This is a genomic window from Micromonospora sp. NPDC004336, assembly GCF_053602615.1.
In genome coordinates, this window is the sequence record NZ_JBSGDY010000041.1 from 14,460 (window position 1) to 35,445 (window position 20,986).

Sequence of the window (20,986 nt, forward strand, 5' to 3'; positions counted from 1 at the left end):
TGCCCGTTCGGCAGCTCCCGTCGACACCCTCGCCCCTTCGCGCCCCGCTACCCGTCGCCGGTCACCCGCGGGGCAGCCGCACCTCTGCGACCGTACCGCCACCGGCCCTCGGCCGGAGGAATACCCAGCCATTCTGCTGTTCAACGATCCGGCGGACGAGATAGAGGCCGAGGCCGGCCCCCGGGTAGCGCCGGCGGTCGCCCGACTCCCCCTGCCAGAACCGGTCGAACGCCCGCTCCACGTGCTCCGGCCGGATGCCGATGCCCCGGTCGCTGACCCGCAGGCAGACGGTCGCCCCGTCCGCCTCCGCGCTGATCTCGATGGGGGAGTCGGGCGCGGAGTACTTGCCGGCGTTCGTGCACAGCTCCGTCAGCACGGTGGCCAGGCTCGGCCGGTGGCCGAGCGCCCTGGGCAGGCCGGGCGGGAGGTCGAGGACGAGCCGGTGCCGCAGCTCCGCCGGCAGGTCGACCACCGTCGCGCGCAGCGCGCCCGCGAGGTCGTACGGGGCGGGTGGCTCGTCGCCCGGCCCCGCCTCGGCGGCCGAGGAGAGCAGCCGGTCGACCAGCCGGGCCAGCTCGTTGGCGCGCTGCCCGATGACCCGTGCGGCCTGCCTCCGGTCGGTCTCGGTCAGCGACTCCCAGTGGTCGGTCAGCGTGTCGGCGTAGCCCTTGATCACGGTCACCGGCGTACGCAGCTCGTGGCTGGTCACCGCGACGAAGAGGTCCCGGTCGTGGTCGCGCCGCTGCTGGTCGGTGACGTCGCGGAACGTGACCACGTGCTGGGTGCCGGGCCCGGGCAGCTCCCCCGAGGTGATCCTGAGCCAGCGGCCGTCCGGCAGCCGGTGGTCGAGCACCTGCCCGGACGGTGGCAGGGGGAAGGGCAGCGGCCGGTTGAGCGCCTCGGCCGGGGAACGGCCGGTGACCTGTGCGGCGGCCGGGTTCCAGAGCCGCACGTTGCCGTCCCGGTCGACCACGGCCAGCCCGTCGGCCAGGGCCGCCACGACCGGGCCGTCGCCGTGCACGGGCAGGCCGCTCTGGTCGCCGTAGAGGTGCGCGATGCAGGAGGCGGTGTAGCTCATCACGTCCTGCGAGGTGGTGCCCGGCGCGTCGGTCCCGCCCGGGTCGAACGCGTGCAGGCTGCCGACGGTCAGGCCGCCGATCTCCGCGCGGGAGACCAGCATCCGCAGCAGGCCGCGGCCGGCCAGCTCACCGGCGAGCTTGCCGGCGAGCTGGTCCGTGCGGACCTGGCGCGCCCGGGGGCCGGAGAGGAGGCAGCCGACCGTCGGGTCGTCGGGCGGGACGGGCCGGCCGATGGTCCACTCGGCGGCGCCGGTGGCGGCGATCACCCGCCCTCCGGCCGGCGCGAACTCGACGAACGCCATGCCGGCCGCGTCGAGCGCCGACTGGACCACCCGGAGCAACCGGGTGAGGACGGGGACGCCGGCGTCGCCGGAGTTGACGGACTCGATCACCGCGGTGTGGCCGGCGATGAAGGCGGAGAGATCGGTGCGCTCCGGCATGCCCCGAGTGTGCCCCGGCGACCGCCTTCCGGACACCCCGGCCCGACGGGATCCCGCCCACCGGTCGTCCGCGCCGCCATGCTCACCCGCCGGTCGCCCGCGCCGCGATGCCCGCCCACTCGGCGCGCGGCGCCGCGCGGAACGGTCGTCCGGCAGCCCGCCGTCAGCGGCCCAGCCGGGCCAGCGTCTGCGCCGGCCGGTCGGTGATGACGCCGTCCACCCCGGCGGCCAGGACGAGGTCCAGGTCGTCAGGCTTGTTCACGGTCCACACGTAGACCTGGTTGCCCGCCGCCCGCAGCGCGGGAACGAGTTGCGGGCGGGCCCGCACCAGGGCGACGCCGGGGCCGGCGATCCGCGCGCCGAACGGCAGCCGCCCCAGCCGCAGCCAGCGCGGCAGCACCTCCAGCAGCAGCACCGTGGGCAGCGCCGGAGCCAGCTCCCGCGCCCGGCGTACGGCCAGTGGCGAGAACGACATGACGGTGACCTGGACGGGGTCGTCCGGTTTCGGCTCGGTCAGGCCGTACCGGCGCAGCAGCGCGACGAGCTTGCGCTCGACGTCCCCGCCGTACCGGGAGGGGTGCTTCGTCTCGATCAGGAGCCGGACGGGCCGCCCGGCGGCGAGCACCGCGTCGAGCAGCCGTTCCAGGGTGAGCAGCCGGGTACGCGAGTCGTCCAGCACCTCGTCGCCGTCGGCCGGCACGCAGCCGGGGTGCCAGGAGCCGAAGTCCAGCGCCTCCAGCTCGGCGAGGGTACGCGTGCTGACCAGGCCGTGACCGTTGCTGGTGCGGTCGAGCCGGCGGTCGTGCACGCAGACCAGGTGCCCGTCCCGGGTCAGCCGGACGTCGCACTCCAGCCCGTCGGCGCCCTCGTCGAGGGCGCGCAGGTAGGCGGCCAGGGTGTGCTCGGGCAGGTCGTACGAGGAGCCGCGGTGCGCGAAGACCAGGGGGTCGCCCATGTCGCCCGCCCTACAGGACCCGGCCCGGCTGCCCGTTCTCGCCGACGACGGGTCGCCCGACGGCGATCCACTCGCCCATCCCGCCCTCGACGTTGCGCACCTGGTCCCAGCCGTTGCGCATCAGGTAGGCGACGACCTGGGCGGAGCGCCCGCCGGAGCGGCAGATGACGGCGACGTCCCGGTCGGCGGGCACCTCGGCGATCCGGGCCGGCAGCTCCATCATCGGCAGGTGATGGGCGCCGGGGGCGTGGCCGGCCGCCCACTCGTCGTCCTCCCGGACGTCGAGCAGGTAGGTGTCGTCGGCGATCTCGGTCACGGTCACGGTGGGAACCTGGGGTCCGAACACGGGCCAAGCGTAGATCCTCGTGCGGCCGGCCGCCGGAGGGCCGTCCGGGACGTCACAGTGGCGTGACCCACCGGGGGTTGGCGCGGGCCCACTCGGGCACGCGGGTGCCGCGTACCGCCTCGAACAGCCCGTTCCCGCCGTCGTCGAGGACGACGTACGACACCTGGTCGATCAGCTGCGGGTGCGACGGGACCTGCACGCCGCGCAGCGCGTCGGCCGGCAGGTCGCGCAGGGCGAGGACGAGGTCCTCCAGCGGTACGCCGTTGGTGTCCACCGTCAGCGAGCCGCCCACCGCCCGGATCACCTGGTCGAGCTTCACGGGATTGCTGCGCAGCGACGTCTCGCTCGTGCGCTCCAGCACGGCGCGGAGCAACTGCTGCTGGTGCCGCTGCCGGTCGTAGTCGCCGCCCGGCAGGTCGTAGCGCTGGCGGACGTAGTCCAGCGCCTCGCCGCCGTCCATCTGCTGGCAGCCGGGCTGGAAGACCCGGTCGGTGTGGATCGAGCGGACCTCGGTGTCCACGCACATCCGTACGCCGCCGAGCAGGTCGATGACCTTGCGGAAGCCGGAGAAGTCGATCAGGGCCGCGCCGTCGAAGCGGATCCCGGTCAGCCGGGCCAGGGTGGCCGAGAGCAGCCGGGTGCCCGGCTGGCCGCCCCCGCCGTGCTCGTACGCCGCATTGATCTTGTCCTGGCCGCCGCCGAAGCCGTTGCCGGGCGGGATGGTGACCAGCAGGTCGCGGGGGACGGAGACGAGGTACGCCTCCCGGCCGCCGGCCGGCACGTGCACGATGAGGATGGTGTCCGACCGCCGGTCCGCCGCGCTGCCGCTCTGCCACCGGTCGGTCCCCACCAGCAGGTAGTTGAGCGGCCCGTCGGGGTCGGTCCGGGCGCGGCGGGCGGTGGGGTCGAGCAGTTGCTCCCGGGCGACGCTGCGGTCGTACCGGTCGGTCAGCGCCCGCAGGCCGACCACGGCGAGCCCGGTCAGCAGCACCAGGGCCAGGCCGAGGCCGAGTAGGACGCGGGGCCAGCGGGCACGGCGCGGCCGGGCGGCCCGGGCGTCGGCCCCGGTCCGTGCCCGACCGTCGCGTGCCGATCTGGACGTGGCTCCTCCCCGCGGGCCCGTACGTGAATCCTTCTCACGTCAGGCTAGGGGCGGATCGGCCGGCCCGGGCCGGTTCGCGGGGATTGCCGCGGGCCGGGTGCGCTCGCGTCCACCACCGGTGCGGCGTGTCCGCTACTCGCGGCTGGAGATCACCGTGGGGTTGGCGAAGACGAACTCGGCGAGTTTGTCCTGCTTGACCGCCTGGAACATCTCCATCGTCTGCGGGCTCAGCGTCTCCCGGACGCCGTCGCCGTGGAAGGTGCCGCCGTTGGTCTTGAGCATGACCAGGTCGTTGCCGGTGACGCCGCGCATCGTGAAGATGAAGTCGGCGATCGGCACGCCGCCGGTGTCGAGGATGAACGCCTTGCCGGCCGCCTTGATCAACTGGTTGAGCTTGAGCGGGTTGGTCAGCGTGCCGTCCTGGGTGGCCTTCTTGGCCATCGCCTTGATGAGCTGCTGCTGGTTCTGCTGCCGGTCGTAGTCGCCGTTCTTGAGGGACTTGCGCTGCCGGGAGTAGTCCAGCGCCGCCCAGCCCTCCATCTCCCGGCAGCCCTTCTTGTGCAGCACGGGCGTCATCTTCTTGCCGGTCTTCTTGGCGTCCGCGTTCCACATCGGCTTGCCGTCGACGTACGACATGTGGATCGACTTGACCTCCTGCTTGACGCAGATGCGCACCGTGCCGAGGGTGTCGATGACGTTCTTGAAGCCGCCGAAGTTGATGATCGCGGCGCCGTCGAAGCTGACGCCGGTCATCTTCTTGATCGTCTTGGCCATCAGCTGGGCGCCGCCCTCCCAGCCGCCCCCGTTGCGGGCGCCGAACTGGAACGCGGCGTTGATCTTGTCGGTCCCGTGGCCCGGGATCTCCGCCTCGGTGTCCCGGGGGATCGAGATCAGGTAGGCCTGGTCGTGCGTGGCCGGGATGTGCAGCACGATGATGCTGTCCGCCCGGACGTCGTCGGCCGCCCACCGCTCCCGGGCGTCCACGCCGAGCAGCAGCATGTCGATCGGACCGTCCAGCGTGGCGCCGCCCTCGGCGTCCGACTTGCCCGCGTCGCCGAGCAGGTTGCGCTGGGCGATGTTGCCGGTGGCCTCGCTGATCAACGCCTTGCTGCCGACGATGGCGACGCCCGCGAGCATCATCAGCACGGCGCCGAAGACCAGGACGAGTCGGGCCCAGAGCGGGTCCTTGCGGCGCGACCGCTTCTTCGCGGGCCCGCCGCCCGTCTTTCCGCCCTTCCCCGGCTGGGTCGGGATGGTCGGTGCGACCCGTGCGGGACCGCGGGTGGACTCCAGCGCCGGAGGGCGACGGCTGGTCTGAACCGGCATGCGTGCTCCAGCTCGCGTGGTGAGGGGGCGGGATCACTTTACGGACGCTTTTTCGTCCTGGATAGTTCGTCCGGCCGCCAATTGCCGTTGTCCCGGCCGTCATCCAGGGAAACTGACCGAACGTACAAATCGATACGACCAGTCGGCGGTTGGCTCACAGGAAACCAAAAGCCGGCCCCCGACCCGGGGCGACGACTGTCGATCGGGGCGGGGGCCGGCGTGCGCTGCCGGTGCTCAGTTTCCCTTGTTGTCGTCGGCCTTCTGGTTGGCCTTGACCCACGCGGTCATGGTGTCGGCGGACATCGCCTTGTACATGGCCAGCGCCTTCTCCTTGTCGGAGACCACCACCGACTCCCCGTTGATGGTCTGGCTGCCGACGTGCGGGCTGGTGACGAAGGTGAGGTTCTCGCCCCGCAGGTTGCGGAACTGCACCGCCATGTCCATCAGCGAGAAGCCCTGGTCGACGGTGACCGCGGCGGTGACCGACTTGAGGAAGTCGTTGAGCTTCTTCGGGTTGGTCAGCGTGCCGGTGCTCGCCGCCTTGTCCATCAACGCGCGCAGGAACTCCTGCTGGTGGCGCATCCGGGCGAAGTCGCCGTCCGGGAACTGCTTGCGCTGCCGGATCCAGTCCAGGGCCTCGGCGCCGTTCATGTGGTTGGTGCCCTTGGTGAACGTCCGGTACGGCTTGTGGATCGAGGTGATCGTCCGCTCGACCTTCAGGTCGACGCCGCCGAGGGCGTCCGTGACCTGCTTGAATCCGGCGAAGTCGATCGCCATCACGTGGTCGAGCCGCACGTCGGTGAAGCACTCCACCGTCCGGACGGCCAGCGGCAGCCCGCCGAACGCGAACGCGGCGTTGATCTTGCCCCGCTGGCCGGACCCGCACTCGGCGTTGGCGCTCTCGGGGATCGGCACGTAGAGGTCGCGGGGAATGGAGACCAGGTAGGCCTGCTGGTGGTCGGACGGGATGTGCATCACGATGATCGTGTCGGCCCGCCACTTGCTGGACTTGTCCACCGGGGCGTCCGGGTCCCGGGAGTCGCTGCCGACCAGCAGGATGTTCAGCGCGCCGTCCACCGCCTTGGCGGGCCGCCCCCCGGTGATCTCGGAGAACGGGTCGGTGCGGGCCAGGTCGTCGTTGAGGCTCCGGGCGTAGAACCAGGCGCCCGCGCCGCCGAGCAGCGCGAGCACCAGCACGGCCACGCCCGCCACCAGGGCGATCCGGCCCCACCTGGGCCGCGCGCCGCGCCGCCCCGGACGGTCGGGACCGCCGGGGCCGCCGAACCGACCGGGACCGTCCGGACCCGACGGGCCACCCGGCCCGCCGGCCCGGGGCTCGTCGGCCGGGGGGTACCAGCGGGCCTCGTCCGACCGGGCGCGGCCGGCGGCGTCCCGGCCGGAGCCGGGCACCGACGCGCGCCCGGCGCTGCGGTGCAGGTACGGGAGCGGAACACCGGCGGGCATGGTCGCTGACATGTAACTCAGGGTACGTACGTCAGGCCACTGTCGCCTCCAGGCGGAGCCGGCGTTTGCCGGCGCCGCCCGGGCGGGCGGCTACCCTAGCCGCTCGCGGAAGTACTCGATCGTGCGTCGGAGACCGTCTTCGGGCGCGACTGTCGGCTCGTAGCCGAGCAGTTCGCGGGCCAGGGTCAGGTCGGGGCGGCGCATCTCCGGGTCGTCGGCGCTGCGGGTGATGTAGGTCACCTCGGAGCTGCTGCCGCAGAGCGACACGATCGTCTCGGCAAGCTCCCGCATGCTCATCTCGTGCTCGGTGCCGCAGTTGATCGGCCCCGTCTCCCGGGAGTCGAGCAGCAGCAGGATGCCCCGCACCAGGTCGGCCACGTAGCAGATCGAGCGGGTCTGGTTGCCGGTGCCGTGCACGGTGATCGGCTCGCCGCGCAGCGCCTGGGAGACGAACGTCGGGATGGCGCGGCCGTCGTCCGGCCGCATCCGCGGGCCGTACGTGTTGAAGATCCGCACGATCGCGGCGTCCAGCCCCCGGCTGCGGTGGTAGGCCATCGTGGCGGCCTCGGAGAAGCGCTTGGCCTCGTCGTAGACGCTGCGGATGCCGATCGGGTTGACGTTGCCCCAGTACGTCTCGCGCTGCGGGTGCTCCTTCGGGTCCCCGTACGCCTCAGAGGTCGACGCCATCAGGAACCGGGCGCCGTCGGCGACCGCGCGGTCCAGCAGGTGCAGGGTGCCCACCGAGCCGACCCGGAGGATCTCCACCGGCAGCTTCTCGAAGTCGGTCGGGCTGGCCGGGGAGGCCATGTGCAGGATGGCGTCGAACCGCTCGGCCAGGGCCGGGTGGTGGGTCGGCAGCCCGTCGGAGATGTCGGCCTCGACCAGCGTGAACCTCGGCTCGTCAGCCAGGTGGGCGACGTTCTCCTTCGACCCGGTCACGAAGTTGTCCAGCGCGACCACCGTGCAGCCGCGGGCGATCAGCGCGTCCACCAGGTGTGACGGTACGAAACCGGCGCCGCCGGTGACGAGGATGCGGTGACCGGGGCCGAAGCGCGCAGCAACGTTCATGCCGGTCAGCCTACCCATCGCCCCGGCCCCGCACCGGGCGTGGCGGGAGGGGCCCCCGGGGTGTCGGGAGCCCCTCCGCCGGACGGGGTCAGTGGGCGCCGGCGCCGGTGAGCGCGCGCACCTCCAGCTCGGCGTACTTCTCCTCGTCCCGCTCCTTCGACAGGACGGTCCCGAGCCAGCCGCAGAGGAAGCCGAACGGGATGGAGAGGATGCCCGGGTTGGACAGCGGGAACCACTGCCAGTCGTGGTCGGGGAACATCGACGTCGCGGCCCCGGAGACCACCGGCGAGAAGAACACCAGCAGTACGGCGGAGAGCAGGCCGCCGTAGATGGCCCAGACCGCGCCCGAGGTGTTGAACCGCTTCCAGAACAGGCTGTAGAGGATCGCCGGCAGGTTGCCCGAGGCGGCCACCGCGAAGGCGAGCGCCACCAGGAAGGCCACGTTCAGGTTCTGCGCGAAGATCGACAGTACGATCGAGATCGCGCCGATCACCAGGGCGGAGACCCGGGCGACCCGCACCTCCTGCCGCTCGGACGCCTGCCCGTTCTTGACGACGTTGGCATAGAAGTCGTGCGCCAGGCTGGACGACGACGCCAGCGTCAGGCCGGCCACCACCGCCAGGATCGTGGCGAACGCGACCGCCGCGATGATCGCCAGGAGGGTCGCCCCGCCCAGGTCGCCGCCGAGGAAGTCGACGCCCAGCGCCTCGGCGAGCTGCGGGGCCGCCGTGTTGCCCGCCTTGTCCTGGGCGGTGATCGCCTCGCCGCCCACCAGCGCCGCCGCGCCGAAGCCGAGGGCCAGGGTCAGCAGGTAGAAGGTGCCGATGATGCCGATCGCCCAGAGCACGCTCTTGCGGGCCGCCTTGGCCGTCGGGACGGTGTAGAAGCGGATCAGGATGTGCGGCAGGCCGGCCGTGCCGAGCACCAGCGCGATGCCGAGCGAGAGCAGGTCCATCTTGTTGTAGAACGTCTGCGTCGGGTTGCCCGCGACCTCGACGCCGTAGCGCAACCCGGGTTCCAGGAACGCGCTGCCCTTGCCGGAGGCCGAGGCGGCGTCGCCGAGCAGCGACGACAGGTTGAACTTGTACTTCGCCAGCACCAGCAGGGTCATCACCAGCGCGCCGCCCATCAGCAGGAACGCCTTGACGATCTGCACGTAGGTGGTGCCCTTCATGCCGCCCACCGTGACGTAGATGATCATCAGGGCGCCGACCATGATGATGGTGGCGACCTTGGCGGTGTCCGCGTCCATGCCGAGGAAGGTGGTGCCCGGCTTGATGCCGAGCAGCAGCGCCACCAGCGCGCCGGCACCCACCATCTGGGCCAGCAGGTAGAACACCGACACGGTGATGGTGGAGACCGCCGCGGCGGTCCGGACCGGGCGCTGGCGCATCCGGAAGGCCAGCACGTCGGCCATCGTGTAGCGGCCCGAGTTCCGCAGCAGCTCCGCGACCAGCAGCAGGGCCACCAGCCAGGCGACCAGGAAGCCGATGGAGTAGAGGAAGCCGTCGTAGCCGTAGAGGGCGATGATGCCGGCGATGCCGAGGAACGAGGCGGCCGACATGTAGTCGCCGCCGATCGCCATGCCGTTCTGGAAGCCGGAGAAGGACCGGCCGCCGGCGTAGAAGTCGGTGGCGGTCTTGGTCTGCCGGCTGGCCCAGATGGTGATGGCCAGGGTCACCGCCACGAAGACCAGGAACAGCGTGATGGTGAGGTTGCGCGCGGTGGTGTCGCCCGCCTCAGCCGCGAGGACCATGCTCATGGTTCACCTCCCCGATCTCGGCGCGGATCCGGTCGGCGACCGGGTCGATCTTCCGGTCGGCGTACCGGGCGTAGAGCCAGGCGATGACGAAGGTGGAGACGAACTGGAGCAGGCCGAAGACGAGGGCGACGTTGACGTTGCTGCCGAAGAGCTTCGTGCCCATGAAGTCCCGCGCGTACGCGGACAGGATCACGTAGAGCGCGTACCACAGGAAGAACGCGACGGTCATCGGGAAGACGAAGCCGCGCAGCGCGCGACGCAACCCGGCGAACTCGTCCGACCGTTGTACGGCGAGGTACCGGTCCGCCGCCGAGGCGGAGGGCGTGGACGCGGGTGTGTCCGTGGACATTTGTGGATCACCACCTTCACAGGCGTGGGGAGTTTCGCGCACGGTAGAAAGCGCGCTCCCCGCCACGGAAGGGCGAGATCGACGCCGGTCGGCGGCTGCGCCGAACGGCACGGTGGCTGCGCCGAGTGACGCAGCTCACTCCGTTTAACGGTCCACCGGCCGCGACGTGCGGCCGGCCGGCCCGGCACGAGGGCCGGCCGGGGCGGGCGCGAGGGCCTGTCGACCGGGCACGACGGCCGGTCGAGCGGGCGGGTGGGCCGGTCGAGCGGTCGCCGGTCGTCAGGTCAACTCGCGGTAGCGGCCCCGGTAGTGCAGCAGCGGGTCCGTCTCCTCCGCCAGCTCGACGGCCTCGATGGTGGCCTCCACCAGCAGGCCCCAGCCGTACTCGCGGGCCGCGTCGAGCCGGCACCCCGCCCAGCCGCCCGCGTCGGCCGGCACCGGGCCGTAGGGCGTGTCGGTCCACGCGCCGGTGGCGAAGAGGCCGCCGGGCGACGGGAAGAGGCCGGCGAACCGGTCCGCGAGCTGCCGGTGCGACGGGTTCAGCGGGGTCACCGCGAAGCGGCCGGCCGACTCCACCGCCGCCCACAGGTCCGACTCCGGGTCGACCAGGCCGAGCAGCCGGTCCGGCTCGCCCTCCGCGACCAGCGTCGACGACACGGTCAGGCCCGCCGGCCCGGGCGCCGTCCAGAGCGTCACCGGCGACGCCAGCCGACCCCGCAGCCGGCGTACGGGGGAGCGCTGCCCGGCGGGCACGGCGAACGGATCGGTGTGGTGGATCTCGGCGCCCGGCTCATGATTCACGTGAAACATTGTGCCGCCCGGCCCATCCCGGCGGGCCTGGACCGCAGCCCGGCGGGTCTCCTTTCCGGCCTGCCCGTCTCCGGTCCGCCCGTCCCCGGTCCGCCTGTCCCCGCTCTGCCTTTCCCCGGTCTGCCCGTCCCCGGTCTGCCTTTCCCCGGTCTGCCTGTCCCCGGTTCGCCCGTCTCCGGTCCGCCCGTCCCCGGTCCGCCCGTCCCCGGTCCGCCCGTCTCCGGTCTGCCCGTCTCCGGTCTGCCCGTCTCCGGTCTGCCCGTGCCTGGGCACCTGGGCGCGCGCCCAGCCGAGGAAGCGGTGGTGCAGGTCGGCCGGCGGGGCGTGCCCGTTGAGCTGGGCGAGCTGCCCCGCCGCCTCGGTCAGCAACGTGCCGAGGTAGATCATCAGCGCCGGGCGGTCCGACCTGTACTGCGCGAGTAGCGCGAGCCGGGCCGGCTGGCACGGCCAGAGCGCGCCACACGCTCGGCACCGCCAGAGCGGTCGCATGGGCACGTGCGGAACGAACCGGCTCACCGGCGCCTCTCCCCGCACCGGACGGGACCGCCGCTTGAGATCTTGGCTGTTTCCGGCCCCCCTGGGGGCCCTTCCCTACCAAGATCTCGAACGGTGACGGAGGCGGCGACGGAAACGGGGGCGGAGGCGGCGGAAACGGAGGCGAGGGTGCCGGCGGACACGAGGGCGGCGGCGGAAACGGGGGTAAGGGCGGGGGCAGGGGTCAAAGTGGGAACTCCGGTCGCCAGCGACCGCCGTTCGCCCACCATGCCTGCGCCTGCTGTCCGCCTTCGGAACGGATTGGACACGACCGCCTCCTCCACGTCAGGGGGCCGCCCCGGCCAGGGGGATTGACCGGGGCGGCCCGACGCAGGACCGGCCGCCGGGTCGTGCCTCCACCAGCCGGGCCGCGTGTCCTCCACCCTGGACTCGCCGGCCCGAAGACGGGAGGATGCCAGCGGTTACTACGGACCGCGTTCGCATACTTACCGAGTGGGTGGGCGATGAACTTCGACATGTGGATCAAGGCGCTCAAGGCGGCCCGCGCCGGTGCCGACGTCTCCCAGGAGGGCCTGGCGGCGCTGGTCAAGTGGAGCCCGTCGCTGATCGCCGCCATCGAGACCGGCCGCCGCCGGCCCACGATGGAGTTCGCCGTCGCCGCCGACGAGGCGCTCAACACCGGGGGTCTCCTCGCCGAGCTGCTCAAGGAGGCCGACCGCGAGCGCGGCCCCTCCTGGTTCGCGCCCTGGCGGGGCTACGAGCAGGAGGCGACCCGGCTACGGGCCTTCGAGCCCTGCCTGGTGCCGGGGCTGCTCCAGACCGAGGAGTACGCGCGGGCGGTCATCTCGGCCGGTGGCCTGCACCCGCCCGCGACCGTGGACGAGCTGGTCGCGATCCGACTGGAACGCCAGGATCTGCTGCGCCAGGCGACTCCACCGCAGACCGTCTTCCTGCTGGACGAGCCGGCGGTGCGCCGCCCGGTCGGCGGGCCGGCCGTGCTCGACGCGCAGCTCGGGCGGCTCCTGGAGGCCGCCGAGCTGCCGCACGTACGGCTGCACGTCGTGCCGCTCGGCGTCGGCCAGCACGTCGGCCTCGGCGGCGGCTTCGTGCTGGCCGAGTTGGCGGACGGCGAGCGGGCCGTCTACCTGGAGAACGCCGCCCGGGGACACGTCGTGAACGACCCCGAGACGGTCGGCCTCATCGACCGGAAGTGGGATAGCCTCCTCGGGGAGGCGCTGTCCACGACCGCCTCGCTGGATCTGATCCGAAAGCTGAAGGTGACGCCATGACCGCTGCCGAGCCCCACTGGCGCACGTCGACCCGCTCGACCGACTCCGGCGGCAACTGCGTGGAGGTGGCCGACAACCTGCCCGGTGCCGTGCTTGTGCGCGACAGCAAGGACCGCTCCGGCCCGACCCTCGCCTTCCGCCCCGACGCCTGGCGGTCGTTCGTCGGGGCGCTCCGGTCGACCCGGGCCGGCTGAGCGCCCCGAGGGGCGATCACAGGCCCCGCGCCGGTTGAGCGCCCCCGAGGGCGATCCGCAAGCCACCGGCGCCGGTTGAGCGCCCGGGGGCGATCACAGGCCGCCCGCACCGGTTGAGCGCCCCGAGGGTGATCACCGCCGTCCGCACCGGCGACGGGTCCCCGCCCGCTTCCGGTCCGCCACGTGTCGCGACACCACCTGCGGGCGTACCCTCCGCGCTCAGTCGTCGTCGGCGGTCAGTGACCGGCGGGCGGCGGCCAGCACCTCCGGGTCGGCGCAGCCGGCGGCGTAGCCGGCGATGCGGCGGCGGATGTCGCGGCGGAGCAGCCAGACCCCGATCCGCTCCGCCACCGGGCGGAGGACCGCCGGCCGGCAGCGGAAGCTGTATCGCCAGGTGGCGACGGTGGAGCCGGGCTCCGGGGCGGGCGCGAACCGCCAGCCGCCCGCGAACATCTCGAAGAACCACGGCCCGCGCACCATCTTCATGCCGACGTGGCTCGGCGGCGACCACGACACGTATTCGCTGACCATGACCAGCCCGTGCCGCGACCGGGTGAAGGTGCGCACCCCCTTGCCGGGCCGGGTCGCCCCGTCGGCGAAGTGCTGCTCCCGGACGAAGGGATCCCAGCGGTAGCGCACCGGCGCGGTGGTCTGGGAGACCGCGAAGGCCAGCTCGGGTGGCACGGGGACGGTCGCCACCGCCTCGACGACGGGCATCACGCCATTGTGCCGCCGCCCGGCAACCCGTACGGCACGGGTCGCCGGGCGGTCGGTCGTGGCGGGGCTACTCGCTCACCACCACCCCGTGCCTGATCGAGCTGTTCTTGTGCCCGCCCGGCGGCTCCGGATAGGCCACCCCGTCGCTGTCGGTCCAGGCCACCGTCGCCGAGTATTCGCCGACCCTGCCAACGCCCACCGCGGACCGTCGGACCGAGACGGACAGCTCGACGACCACGGTGCCGTCCACCGCCAGTGCCTTCAGCTCGCAGGTGTGGCTGGTGCCCGAGCTGGTGCATCCCGAGGGCGGCGAGGTGACGGTGAACCCTGCGGGGAGGACCACCCTGACCTGCGGATCGGTCGCCCGCTGCGGTCCCCGGTTGCCGACCGTCAGGCGCAGGGTGCCCGTCGCCCGGTCGGCGTCCACCGGCGTGAGTCGCAGGTCGCCCCCGCTGACCGACAGGTCGGTGATCCGGGGGTTGGCGGGAAAGGCGGTGGGCCCTCCCGACTGGGCGAAGCCGCGGCCCGACCAGGAGTACGCCCGCCACTGGTGCTGGGCGAGGCTCGTGGGGACGCCGTTCTGCCCGAGGTCGGCCACCTCCGCCTCGATCGCCGAGCCGGCCGCGCGGATCCGGCGGATGCCGGCGATGGTGTCCGGCGCCGGCGGCCAGGGGTCGCCGGTCTGCGCGACCACCAGGCCCATCGTCTCGATCACCCCCGACCTGTCCCGGTCGAAGGCCAGCACCCGGGACTCACTCATCTCCTGGCCGCTGCAGTTGAGCAGCGCCGCCGTCTCCCGCGCGCCGTCGCGGTCGAGGTCGGCGTGGACGACCTGGAGGATGCGGACGTCGAGTGCGGCGTCAGCCGACCGCCGCGCGCGGCCGTCGGTGAACCTGACGCGACCGGACGGGCACTTGTCCGCCACATCCGCGGGCCAGGCCGGCAGGTCGAGGGTGGCGTTCCCGAGTTCCTTCGCTCCGATCCGGCCGTCCGGCGGCGCGGCGGAGGTCGCCGCCGTCGACGGCGCCGGCGGGGAGGGACTGGTCGTCGGGGGTGGGGTGGGCGTCGGGGAGCCGGTCTGCGCCGGCGGCGCCGGCGCGTCCGGGTCGGCCCACGCGTTGGCCAGCACCGGCGTGGCGGCCAACACGGCGGCGACCACGCCGGTCGCCACCACCCGGTTCGTACGGCGGCGCCGGGCGACCGCGCGGGCGGCTCCGGCGCCGGGCGGCACCACCAGCGGCCCGCCGGCCCGGAAGGTGGTGAAGACGTCGTCCAGCTCGGGCGTGTTCTCGTGGTCAGACATGGGGATCCTCCGTCCTCGGCTCGGAGAGTTCGGCGGCGAGCGCGGTCCGGCCCCGGTGCAGCCAGGACTTCACGGTCCCCGGGGCGACGCCCTCCTGTTCGGCGATGTCGGCGATGCTGAGGTCCGCCACGTGGAACAGCACGACCGCGCGGCGCTGGGTCTCGGGCAGGCCGGCCAGGGCGCGGGCCAGCGCGACGCGGTCCGGCCCGGGCCCCTCGACGGTCTGGTCCTGGTGGTAGCGCGCATGGGCGCGGGCGGCCCGGAGCCGGCGCCAGCGGTTGCGAACGACGTTCATGGCGACGGTGCGCACCCACGCCGCCGGCCGCTCGTAACGGACCAGCCGGTCCCAGCGGGCCCAGGCGCGGCTGAACGCCTCCTGCACCGCGTCCTGCGCCTGGCCCACGTCGGCCGTGTACGCGTACAACTGGAGCGTCAGCGCCTGGAAGTTGGCGGCGTAGAACTCCTCGAAGCTGTCTCCCACGGCCCCCGTGGCCGTGGGAGACAGCCCTTCCCGGATGTCGCCGGGGTCGTGCTGTCGCACCATCACGATGGCGCCTCCCCTGCTGGTCCACCGTGCCGGACGGCGCGGTGTCTGACCAGCACACCCCGTGGGGGCGCCGGGGGTTGCGGCCCGGCGGAGTCGGGTATCAGCGGCGCGGGGTCACCGTGGCGAGCAGCTCCGGCATGCGGCGGTCCAGCACGTCGCCGGCCAGGTACGCGCCGAGCAGCGCCGCGCCCAGCCCGTACGCCGCGCCGAGCGGCAGGGCCAGCCACAGCCAGGCGTCGTCGAGCAGCGCGGCGGCCACCACCATCGGCACCGCCGCCACCGCCGTGGCGAGCATCGCCAGCAGGGTGAGGAAGCTCTTCGCGATCCCGGCGCCGCTGTTCAGGGCGAACGGGTTGCTGGTCTCCGGCAGTGAGTACGCCCCGAGCACCGAGACGAAGCAGTTCACCGCCAGCCCCGCGCCGTAGGTGGCGAACAGCGTGCCCGCCATCAGCCCGATCCAGCCGGGCTCGCCGATGACCACCGCGACGACCACGGAGATCACCGCCAGCATCGGCAGTACGTAGATGGAGAACGCGGCCATCCGGGCGCGCAGCTCCTGCTGGCCGGGGACGCCCGCCACCACGTTCGCCGCGTACGCGCTGCCGTCGAAGCCGAACTGGTTGGCGAGGGTGACGGCGGCGAGCAGCCCGACGAAGAGCATCGACACGCTGGACAGCAGCGGCGACGAGTCGGGGCTGACCGTGAACCCCTCGGCGCTGTCGACGGTGAAGCCCGAGCCGCCCAGGTTGACCATGACCGGCACGAAGAGACCGACGACCGCGACGGTGATCAGGTTGGCCCGGCGGCGGGCGTCCCGCCACCAGTAGCGGGCCTCCCTGGCGACGAGGGCGCCGAACCGGGTGCGCGGGGCCCAGCCGACCGCCCTCGGGAAGAGCTGGGCGACCGCCCCGCCGGTCGCGGCGCGCTGGGCGCGGGCCGGCCCGGAGCTGGCCGCGCCCACCATCGCCGACTCCAGCGAGCGGGACCACCAGGCCAGCAACGCGACGATCGCCGCCACCGTGATCAACAGCTTGACCGGCGCCGCCCAGGGGCGGCCCTCGGCCACGTCGATGCCGGCGGTCCAGGGCGCCCCGAACGGGGTCCAGCCGACCACCTCGGCCACGCCGTCGAGCCGGTCCCAGTCGGTGTCGGAGAGGGCGGCGACGCCCAGCAGTTGCAGCGGCCCGATCAGGGCGGCGAGCACGGCGAGCAGCACGGCGGCGAGATCGCGGACCCGGCGCGACCGCAGCGCGGTGGCGAAGGCGCTGGTGACCGCCCGGGCCGCGGCGACGCAGAGCAGCAGCCCGGCGGCCACGCCGAGCGCGGCGACCGTGGCGGCGGCCCAGCCGCCCAGCGCCCCGGCGGTGACCACCAGACCGCACAGGGCCAGCAGCACCGAGATCGTGGGGACGCTGACGAAGGCCGCGGCGAAGAGCCCGGTGACGAGCGTGCGGCGGGGCAGCGGCAGCAGCGCGAACCGGGCCGGGTCCAGCGTCTCGTCCACCCCGAAGAAGACCAGCGGCAGCAGCAGCCAGCCGAGCACCGTCAGGCCCCCGCCGAACGCGGCGACCATCAGCGCGTAGCGGCCCCCGTCGGCCAGGCCCGGCGCGGCGAAGAGGAAGAAGCCGGTGCCGGCGAACCAGAGCCCGCCCACCACGCCGGCCACGAAGAGGGCGACCCGCCAGCCCTGGCCCCGGAAGTTGTTGCCCATCACCCGCAGCTTGAGGCGGACGAAGTGCCAGGGGGTGACCCGCCGGACGGCGCCGGCCGGGTCGCTCACCGCTACAGCCACGCCAGCTCCTCGCCCGTCGCCGTACGGCCGCCGACCACCTCGACGAAGACCTGCTCCAGCGAGCGGCCGCCGCGTACCTCCTCGATGGGGCCGACGCGCTTGATCGTGCCCGCCGCCAGGATCGCCACGTGCGAGCAGAGCCGCTCGACGACCTCCATCACGTGACTGGAGAAGACGACGGTGCCGCCGCCGGTGACGTACCGGTGCAGGATGTCCCGGATCAGCGCGGCCGAGACCGGGTCGACCGCCTCGAAGGGCTCGTCCAGCACCAGCAGCCGGGGCCCGTGCAGCAGCGCGCAGGCCAGGCCGATCTTCTTCTTCATGCCCGCCGAGTAGTCGACCACGAGCGTCCGGCCGGCGTCGCCGAGCGCGAGCACGTCCAGCAGCTCCGCCGCCCGCTGGTCGACCACCGCCGGGTCCATCCCCCGCAGCAGACCGTGGTACGCGAGCAGTTCCGCGCCGCTGAGCCGGTCGAAGAGCCGTACGCCGTCCGGCATCACGCCGAGCAGCTGCTTCGCCCGCACCGGGTCGGCCCAGACGTCGTGCCCGAGCACCCACGCCCCGCCGGCGTCGGGCCGGAGCAGCCCCACCGCCATCGACAGGGTGGTCGTCTTCCCCGCCCCGTTCGGGCCGAGCAGGCCGTAGAACGAGCCGGCCGGGACGTCGAGGTCGACACCGGCCACCGCGACCTTGCCGTCGAACTGTTTGGCCAGGCCACGAAGGGAGAGCGCGGGGTGCTCGGCAGTCATGCGTCCGACCGTATCCGGGACGGGCCGGCCGCCGGTCCGGCCGCAGGATGATCCCCGGTCATCCCGCAGGTGGACATCGTGGGGGCTACAGCCGCAGGGCCTCCGGGGCGTGCAGGCGCAGCATGGTGGCCCCGATGTCGGCCGGCGCCCGGCGGCGGGTCGCCACCGAGACCGCCACCATCACGGTGAAGGCCAGCGGCACCGTCCAGGCGGCCGGCTGCGCGGTGAGCGTGGCCGGCCAGCCGGACAGCTGCGGGCCGAGCACCGTGACCAGCACCGCGCCGACCGCCGCGCCGCCGCCGACCAGGATCCCGGCGGCGGCGCCGAGGTCGGTCAGGCCCCGCCACCAGATGCCGAGCACCAGCAGCGGGCAGAAGCTGGACGCGGCCACCGCGAAGGCCAGCCCCACGACCTGCGACACGTCCAGCCCGGCGAGGTTGAGCGCGAGCACCGCCGGGACGCCGCCGGCGATCACCGTGGCGAGCCGGAAGCCACGTACGGAGCCGCGCCCCAGCACGTCCGTCGAGATCACCCCGGCGACGCTGGTGAGCAGCCCCGACGAGGTGGAGAGGAAGGCCGCGAACGCGCCGGCGGCGACCAGCGCGGCGAGCAGCCGGCCGGTGGCGCCGTCGCCGAGCGCTGCGCCGGGCAGCAGCACCACCACGGCGTCGGTCTGCCCGGTGACCAGCAGTTGCGGGGTGTAGATCCGGCCGAGCACGCCGTAGATGGTGGGCAGCAGGTAGAAGGCGCCGACCAGGGCGAGCACCACGAGCGTGGTGCGCCGGGCGGCCGCGCCGTCGGGGTTGGTGTAGAAGCGCACCAGCACGTGCGGCAGCCCCATGGTGCCGAGGAAGGTGGCCAGGATCAGCGAGTACGTGGCGAACAGGCCCCGGTCGTCGTCCCCGGCGGTGCTGGGCAGGAGCCAGTCGGCCGCGTCCGTGGCCGCCCCGGAGACCTCCGGCACCGGTTCGCCGGCGGCGAACGAGAGCTCGTCGCCGGGGCGTACCTCGACGATCCGGCCGTCGGAGAGGGTGAGGGTCGCTCGGTGCTCGACCACGACGGTGGTCGCGGTCCGGAACGCCGGCCCGTCGGGCGGGGTCACCGCCGGGCGGGCGTCGGCCTGCCACTGCAACGCCAGGAAGATCGCCGGTACGGCGAGCGCGGTCAGCTTCAGCCAGTACTGGAAGGCCTGCACGAATGTGATCGCGCGCATGCCGCCGAGGGCCACGTTCGCGGTGACCACCACGGCCACCAGCAGGGCGCCCAGGGGGTACGGCGAGCCGGTCACCGTGGCCAGCGTCAGCCCCGCCCCCTGGAGCTGCGGCACGAGGTAGAGCCACCCGATGAAGATCACGAAGACGGTGGCGAGGGTGCGCAGCCGGCGCGAGCCGAGCCGCAGCTCGCAGAAGTCCGGCAGGGTGAACGCGCCGGAGCGGCGCAGCGGCGCGGCCACGAACAGCAGCAGCGCGAGGTAGCCGGCGGCGAAACCCACCGGGTACCAGAGCACGTCGACGCCGTACTTGAGGATCAGCCCGGCGACGCCGAGGAAGCTCGCCGCCGACAGGTACTCCCCGCCGATCGCCGCCGCGTTCCAGGTCGGGCTGATCGCCCGCGAGGCGACCAGGAAGTCGGAGGTGGTACGCGCCAGCCGCAGCCCGTAGAAACCGATGCCGACGGTGACCAGGGTGACCGCCACGATCGCCGGGACGACGAGATCGTTGCCCACCTCAGCGCTCCGGCCGCTGGACCAGGTCGGTGAAGTCCTGCTCGTTGCGCTCGGCGAGCCGCACGTACGCCCAGCCGACCGCGATCAGGAACGGGAAGGAGACCACGCCGAGCAGCAGCCAGGGCAGGTTGACGCCGAGCACGGTGATCCGGCCGACGTCCGGCGCGATGGCGAACAGCCACGGCAGCCCGCCCAGCCCGATCGCCACCACCAGGGACAGCCGCAGGGCCAGCGCGAGCTGCGCCCGGACCAGGCCCCGGACGAGCGCGTCGCCGACCCGGGTCTGCTGGGCCAGCTCGGCGCGGGTACGTTCCGCCCGGTCCTCCCGGCGGGATACCTCGGCCAGCACGATCCGCGCCCGGGGCTGTGGAGCGGGTCCCGGTCCCGGTACGCCCGGCCGGGGCTGACCGGGCGTCCCCGGGCGCGACCCTGGCTGCGGCTGTCCCGGCGGCCCGGGCCGGTCCGCGGTCCGGGCCGCCCGGGGGCGATCGTCGGCGGCGGCCACCCCGGAAGTCTCGCCTGATCAGTGGGAATGTCAAGGGGCGCGGGTCGGGGTCGCGCCGCCGCCGGGCGGGCGGGTGGGGTGTGTCGTGGCCGGCAGCGGGCGGTCCACACCGGGGTTGTGCACAACCTGTGGAAAACGCCTCACCCCTGTGGATAACCCGGTGGAGCCGGCCCGGAGCCCTCCCGGCCGACGAGGGGTGGGGTGGGCGCGACGGGCGTCACGGCCACCCCGCGACGATCAGCCCAGCCCCATCCGTTCCGGGCGGGCGGAGGCGGAGCCGAGCCAGGTGTGCGGGTTGCCCCACCAGCACCAGCCGAGCTTCGGCGCGTTCTGGCTGATCCAGATGGCCGGCACCCGCTTGTCGCCGCAGCGGGAGCCGACCAGCGAGAAGCACTTGTTCTTGGCCAGGGCCTGCGGGTGCAGGGTGACGAAGGCGATCCCCTCGTCGATGGTGAGCGGCAGCCGGCCCTGGCCGGTGATCACCTCCATCGCGGCGGCCGGGGGCTGGTTCAGCGTCTCCTCGCCCCGGTCGACGTCGAAGAGCAGGTACGCCGGCCCGGCCGGCACCTCCAGCTCCTTGATCGGATGGAACTTCGGCAGGTCGTCCTCGGCGTAGTGCCGGTCGATCACGCCCGGCTTCCGCTTCCCGGCCAGGGTGGTCAGCGCCACCCGTTCCGCCACCGGCACGAGGTCTCGGGTGGTCACCAGCAGGAACGGCACCCGGCCCTCGGTGGGCCCGGGCAGGCCCGCGGCGCCGGTGACGGCCGCCGCGCGCAGCGGCGCGACGAGGCCCCGGAAGTCGTCCTCGGCCAGGCCGGCGAGCGCCGGGTAGCCCAGTTCCACCAGGCGGTCGACCTGCCGGTCGAATTCGGTCGCGGCGTCGAACATGAGCGGCCTCCATTCTCGTACGGAGTACCGTACAGCGTACGGGAAGCGCGGTCCATTCCCGTTTCTCCGCGACCGGCGAA

Annotated in this window: 19 protein-coding genes and 1 pseudogene; 2 read left to right on the forward strand and 18 right to left on the reverse strand. The window is 73.4% G+C overall.

Annotated elements, in window-relative coordinates; all coding sequences use genetic code 11:
• Positions 1-61: 61 nt before the first annotated feature.
• From ACWENR_RS11800 to ACWENR_RS11845, 10 genes and pseudogenes are all read right to left on the reverse strand, one after another.
• On the reverse strand, positions 62-1,519 hold the full coding sequence (locus ACWENR_RS11800) for a sensor histidine kinase (RefSeq protein ID WP_452276971.1): 1,458 nt from the start codon (positions 1,517-1,519) through the stop codon (positions 62-64).
• A 163-nt stretch (positions 1,520-1,682) separates the two neighbouring features.
• A complete protein-coding gene (locus ACWENR_RS11805; protein WP_452276972.1) occupies positions 1,683-2,474 on the reverse strand; it encodes a glycerophosphodiester phosphodiesterase in 792 nt (263 codons plus the stop codon).
• Positions 2,475-2,484: 10 nt separating this feature from the next.
• Positions 2,485-2,820: a rhodanese-like domain-containing protein gene (locus ACWENR_RS11810; RefSeq protein WP_452276973.1), complete on the reverse strand. Its 336-nt coding sequence runs from the start codon at positions 2,818-2,820 to the stop codon at positions 2,485-2,487.
• 52 nt (positions 2,821-2,872) lie between these two features.
• On the reverse strand, positions 2,873-3,811 hold the full coding sequence (locus tag ACWENR_RS11815; protein ID WP_452276974.1) for an LCP family protein: 939 nt from the start codon (positions 3,809-3,811) through the stop codon (positions 2,873-2,875).
• A 243-nt stretch (positions 3,812-4,054) separates the two neighbouring features.
• Positions 4,055-5,248: an LCP family protein gene (locus tag ACWENR_RS11820; RefSeq protein WP_452276975.1), complete on the reverse strand. Its 1,194-nt coding sequence runs from the start codon at positions 5,246-5,248 to the stop codon at positions 4,055-4,057.
• 234 nt (positions 5,249-5,482) lie between these two features.
• Positions 5,483-6,724: an LCP family protein gene (locus ACWENR_RS11825; protein ID WP_452276976.1), complete on the reverse strand. Its 1,242-nt coding sequence runs from the start codon at positions 6,722-6,724 to the stop codon at positions 5,483-5,485.
• 78 nt (positions 6,725-6,802) lie between these two features.
• Positions 6,803-7,780, reverse strand: a complete 978-nt coding sequence (locus ACWENR_RS11830) for a UDP-glucuronic acid decarboxylase family protein (protein WP_452276977.1) — start codon at positions 7,778-7,780, stop codon at positions 6,803-6,805.
• Between the two features lie 88 nt (positions 7,781-7,868).
• Positions 7,869-9,542, reverse strand: a complete 1,674-nt coding sequence (locus ACWENR_RS11835; protein WP_452276978.1) for a solute symporter family protein — start codon at positions 9,540-9,542, stop codon at positions 7,869-7,871.
• Positions 9,520-9,891 carry a DUF485 domain-containing protein gene (locus ACWENR_RS11840; protein WP_452276979.1) on the reverse strand — a complete coding sequence of 124 codons (372 nt, stop codon included), beginning with the start codon at positions 9,889-9,891 and terminating at the stop codon, positions 9,520-9,522. Before ACWENR_RS11840 ends, ACWENR_RS11835 begins: the two co-directional genes overlap by 23 nt.
• 279 nt (positions 9,892-10,170) lie before the next feature.
• Positions 10,171-10,707: pseudogene (locus ACWENR_RS11845) on the reverse strand (flavin reductase family protein); the annotation flags it as partial.
• Between the two features lie 992 nt (positions 10,708-11,699).
• Between ACWENR_RS11845 and ACWENR_RS11850 the strand changes: the two are divergent.
• On the forward strand, positions 11,700-12,485 hold the full coding sequence (locus tag ACWENR_RS11850; RefSeq protein WP_452276980.1) for a helix-turn-helix domain-containing protein: 786 nt from the start codon (positions 11,700-11,702) through the stop codon (positions 12,483-12,485).
• Positions 12,482-12,679, forward strand: a complete 198-nt coding sequence (locus ACWENR_RS11855) for a DUF397 domain-containing protein (RefSeq protein ID WP_452276981.1) — start codon at positions 12,482-12,484, stop codon at positions 12,677-12,679. Before ACWENR_RS11850 ends, ACWENR_RS11855 begins: the two co-directional genes overlap by 4 nt.
• A gap of 219 nt (positions 12,680-12,898) precedes the next feature.
• Here the strand turns inward: ACWENR_RS11855 and ACWENR_RS11860 are convergent, their stop codons facing one another.
• The 8 genes from ACWENR_RS11860 to ACWENR_RS11895 form a co-directional block, all read right to left on the reverse strand.
• Positions 12,899-13,396: an SRPBCC family protein gene (locus ACWENR_RS11860; RefSeq protein WP_452276982.1), complete on the reverse strand. Its 498-nt coding sequence runs from the start codon at positions 13,394-13,396 to the stop codon at positions 12,899-12,901.
• 67 nt (positions 13,397-13,463) lie between these two features.
• The gene (locus tag ACWENR_RS11865) at positions 13,464-14,699 is read right to left on the reverse strand and encodes a hypothetical protein (RefSeq protein ID WP_452276983.1); all 1,236 of its coding nucleotides are present in this window, start codon (positions 14,697-14,699) and stop codon (positions 13,464-13,466) included.
• A complete protein-coding gene (locus ACWENR_RS11870; RefSeq protein ID WP_452276984.1) occupies positions 14,692-15,246 on the reverse strand; it encodes a SigE family RNA polymerase sigma factor in 555 nt (184 codons plus the stop codon). The genes ACWENR_RS11865 and ACWENR_RS11870 overlap by 8 nt, the downstream gene beginning before the upstream one ends.
• Positions 15,247-15,346: 100 nt before the next feature.
• Positions 15,347-17,038 carry an ABC transporter permease gene (locus ACWENR_RS11875; RefSeq protein ID WP_452276985.1) on the reverse strand — a complete coding sequence of 564 codons (1,692 nt, stop codon included), beginning with the start codon at positions 17,036-17,038 and terminating at the stop codon, positions 15,347-15,349.
• Positions 17,029-17,787 carry an ABC transporter ATP-binding protein gene (locus ACWENR_RS11880; RefSeq protein WP_452276986.1) on the reverse strand — a complete coding sequence of 253 codons (759 nt, stop codon included), beginning with the start codon at positions 17,785-17,787 and terminating at the stop codon, positions 17,029-17,031. Before ACWENR_RS11880 ends, ACWENR_RS11875 begins: the two co-directional genes overlap by 10 nt.
• A gap of 85 nt (positions 17,788-17,872) precedes the next feature.
• Positions 17,873-19,513, reverse strand: coding sequence for a sodium/solute symporter (locus ACWENR_RS11885; RefSeq protein WP_452276987.1), 1,641 nt, complete (start codon positions 19,511-19,513; stop codon positions 17,873-17,875).
• A 1-nt stretch (position 19,514) separates the two neighbouring features.
• The gene (locus ACWENR_RS11890; RefSeq protein WP_393108660.1) at positions 19,515-19,865 is read right to left on the reverse strand and encodes a DUF485 domain-containing protein; all 351 of its coding nucleotides are present in this window, start codon (positions 19,863-19,865) and stop codon (positions 19,515-19,517) included.
• Between the two features lie 390 nt (positions 19,866-20,255).
• The gene (locus ACWENR_RS11895; protein WP_452276988.1) at positions 20,256-20,906 is read right to left on the reverse strand and encodes a DUF5701 family protein; all 651 of its coding nucleotides are present in this window, start codon (positions 20,904-20,906) and stop codon (positions 20,256-20,258) included.
• Positions 20,907-20,986 lie beyond the last annotated feature (80 nt).

Excerpts from the sequence above, each read along its gene's own strand:
- ACWENR_RS11880 (WP_452276986.1), bottom strand. The coding sequence starts at position 17,787 with ATGACTGCCGAGCACCCCGCGCTCTCCCTTCGTGGCCTGGCCAAACAG.
- ACWENR_RS11860 (WP_452276982.1), bottom strand. The coding sequence starts at position 13,396 with ATGCCCGTCGTCGAGGCGGTGGCGACCGTCCCCGTGCCACCCGAGCTG.
- ACWENR_RS11830 (WP_452276977.1), bottom strand. The coding sequence starts at position 7,780 with ATGAACGTTGCTGCGCGCTTCGGCCCCGGTCACCGCATCCTCGTCACC.
- ACWENR_RS11800 (WP_452276971.1), bottom strand. The coding sequence starts at position 1,519 with ATGCCGGAGCGCACCGATCTCTCCGCCTTCATCGCCGGCCACACCGCG.
- ACWENR_RS11820 (WP_452276975.1), bottom strand. The coding sequence starts at position 5,248 with ATGCCGGTTCAGACCAGCCGTCGCCCTCCGGCGCTGGAGTCCACCCGC.
- ACWENR_RS11850 (WP_452276980.1), top strand. The coding sequence starts at position 11,700 with ATGAACTTCGACATGTGGATCAAGGCGCTCAAGGCGGCCCGCGCCGGT.
- ACWENR_RS11835 (WP_452276978.1), bottom strand. The coding sequence starts at position 9,542 with ATGAGCATGGTCCTCGCGGCTGAGGCGGGCGACACCACCGCGCGCAAC.
- ACWENR_RS11840 (WP_452276979.1), bottom strand. The coding sequence starts at position 9,891 with ATGTCCACGGACACACCCGCGTCCACGCCCTCCGCCTCGGCGGCGGAC.
- ACWENR_RS11865 (WP_452276983.1), bottom strand. The coding sequence starts at position 14,699 with ATGTCTGACCACGAGAACACGCCCGAGCTGGACGACGTCTTCACCACC.
- ACWENR_RS11805 (WP_452276972.1), bottom strand. The coding sequence starts at position 2,474 with ATGGGCGACCCCCTGGTCTTCGCGCACCGCGGCTCCTCGTACGACCTG.
- ACWENR_RS11855 (WP_452276981.1), top strand. The coding sequence starts at position 12,482 with ATGACCGCTGCCGAGCCCCACTGGCGCACGTCGACCCGCTCGACCGAC.
- ACWENR_RS11895 (WP_452276988.1), bottom strand. The coding sequence starts at position 20,906 with ATGTTCGACGCCGCGACCGAATTCGACCGGCAGGTCGACCGCCTGGTG.
- ACWENR_RS11825 (WP_452276976.1), bottom strand. The coding sequence starts at position 6,724 with ATGTCAGCGACCATGCCCGCCGGTGTTCCGCTCCCGTACCTGCACCGC.